The organism is Actinosynnema sp. (genome assembly GCF_052038725.1).
Map to the genome: position 1 here is coordinate 1 of NZ_JBQGCX010000290.1, position 2,404 is coordinate 2,404.

Annotated in this window: 2 protein-coding genes; one reads left to right on the forward strand and one right to left on the reverse strand. The window is 75.2% G+C overall.

Going from position 1 to position 2,404, the window contains the following annotated elements; genetic code table 11:
* Nucleotides 1-557: 557 nt before the first annotated feature.
* Entirely contained in the window at nt 558-1,760 is a 1,203-nt protein-coding gene (locus ACTUAL_RS05785; protein ID WP_440899514.1) for a cysteine desulfurase-like protein, read from the forward strand.
* Nucleotides 1,761-1,792: 32 nt separating this feature from the next.
* On the opposite strand, the gene ACTUAL_RS05790 is transcribed toward ACTUAL_RS05785, so the two are convergent.
* Nucleotides 1,793-2,329 carry a hypothetical protein gene (locus tag ACTUAL_RS05790; protein ID WP_440899515.1) on the reverse strand — a complete coding sequence of 179 codons (537 nt, stop codon included), beginning with the start codon at nt 2,327-2,329 and terminating at the stop codon, nt 1,793-1,795.
* Nucleotides 2,330-2,404: the final 75 nt, after the last annotated feature.

The window sequence follows — 2,404 nt, forward strand, 5'->3', positions numbered from 1 at the left end:
TCCGGTCCGGCCTCGACCAGCAGAACCCGCCTGGCCCGGTCCTCGCTGAGCCGGACAGCAACCGGAACCCCGGCGCTCCCGGCGCCGATCACGATGTCGTCGTAGTCGTCCAGCACCCCCACGGGGCACCTCCGTCTCCAGATCGACCGATCCACCGACCGTCCCCGCCCATTCGGGCAGGCGAGAGCCTACGACCGCACGAACACCGACCACTTCTCCCAGATTGCTCACCCGCGAACACCGCAACCAGGCAGAAGCGGAACCGCCCAAACCCTGCTACACCACCCCAAACCGCCCCCCCGACGACACCGCCCCGCTCCCGCAGCCCCCCGCCCACTCCCGGCCGCCCGCACCCGGCGGCCTCAGCCCGCCGCTCTCCTCCGCCCGGTTCCACTCCCGCCCGCGCCCCGCCCCGCTCCCGGTCGCCCCCGCCGCGACCCGCCCCACCTGGGCGCGCTCTGCGCCGAGGTGGCAGAGTCCTCCCCACAGCAACCCGCGCGGTCACCCGGTGGACCGGTGCGGCGAGGAGCGGCGCACCGGGGGCAGGTGAGGCGACGGTGTCCTTCGACGTCCACGCGTTCCGCGCGCACTTCCCGTCTCTGACCTCCGGGGTCGCCCACTTCGACGGCCCCGGCGGCACCCAGACCCCGCGCCCCGTCGGCGAGGCCATCGCCGCCACCATGACCGGCCCGCTGTCGCTGCGCGGGTCCGAGCTGCCCTCCGAGCGCAACGCCGAGCAGGTCGTCGCCGCCTTCCGCTCCGCCTACGCCGACTTCCTGGGCGTCCCCGAGCGCGGCGTGGTCCACGGCCGCAGCTCCACCCAGCTCACCTACGACTTCTCCCACCACCTGTCCCGCTCCTGGGGCTCCGGCGACGAGGTCGTCGTGACCAGGCTCGACCACGACGCCAACGTCCGCCCGTGGGTGCAGGCCGCCGAACGCGCGGGCGCGGCGGTCCGCTGGCTCGACCTCGACCCGGAGACCGCCCTGCTCCGCGCGGACGAGCTGGACCGCGTCATCACCGACCGCACCAGGCTGGTCGCGGTCACCGCCGCCTCGAACCTGCTGGGCACCCGCCCGCCGGTGCGCGCCATCGCCGACCGGGCGCACGAGGTCGGCGCGCTGGTGCACGTCGACGCCGTCCACCACGCCGCCCACGGCCTGGTGGACGCCACCGCGCTGGGCGCGGACTTCGTGGTCTGCTCGCCCTACAAGTTCTTCGGCCCGCACTGCGGCGTCCTCGGCGCGGACCCGGCGCTGCTGGAGTCCCTGAGCCCGGACAAGCTGGTCCCGTCCACGAACGCCGTCCCCGAGCGCTTCGAGTTCGGCACCCTGCCCTTCGAGTCGCTCGCGGGCGCGACCGCGGCCGTCGACTTCCTGGCCGCGATCGCCCCCGCGCCCACCCGCCGCGCCAGCCTGGAAGCGGCCTACCGCGCCGTGGCCGAGCACGAGCACGCCCTGCTCGCCCGCCTCACCGAGGGCCTGGCGGCGCTGGGCGACCGCGTCCTGAACCGCTCCCGCGCCACCGACCGCACCCCGACGACCCTCCTGGAGCTCCCCGGCCACGACGCCCGAGCCGCCTACCGCTTCCTCGCCGAGCGCGACGTCCTGGCCCCGGCGGGCGCCTTCTACGCCCACGAGGCGGCGCTGGCGCTGGGCCTCCCGGAGAGCGGGGGCCTGCGGATCGGCATCGCCCCCTACACCACCGAGGACGAGATCGACCGCCTCCTCGACGGCCTGGCGGCCTTCACCACCGCCTGACCCCCGCCTCCGCGCAGCCGTCCACCCCTCCGCTACCGGCGCGAGGCCTCCGCCTCGCACTCGGACATGTGCTCCAGCGCGAGCCCGACCTGCTCCGCGTCGTTCTCCGCACCCCCCATCGCGATGGTGTGACCACCGCTCTCACCGGGAACGACCTCCACCTTCACCACCCCCTCGCCGCGCAGGCAGTCCACGACCCGGACCAGGAACGCGTGCGACTCCGGGTTCGCGGGGTCCCTCTCCCACGGCGGCAGCGGCACCGTGTGCGCGCAGGCCGCCTCCGCCGCCGCGATCCTCTCGTCGCTCTCCGGCGTGACGGACAGGTCGCCCATCGCCCGCTTGTCCGGAATCCCCTGCTCGCCCATGCACTTCCAGTACGGCCGCTGCAACGCCTCCAGGTCCTCCGGCGTCATGTCCAGCCGCTCCCGAGGCCGCTCCCGCTCGGCCGACGGGGCCGGGGCCTGCCCGGTCCCGGACGACAACGACGCCACCTCGGGCGCGACCTCCGGAGCCGAGCACCCGACCAGCGCCACCGCCACCAGCCCGCTCACCACCACCGACCGCGCCACACCCCACCGCCCCGTCACTTCTTCGACGCCTCCGCCTCGCACGACCCCACGTGCTCCAACCCCGCCGAGATCGAG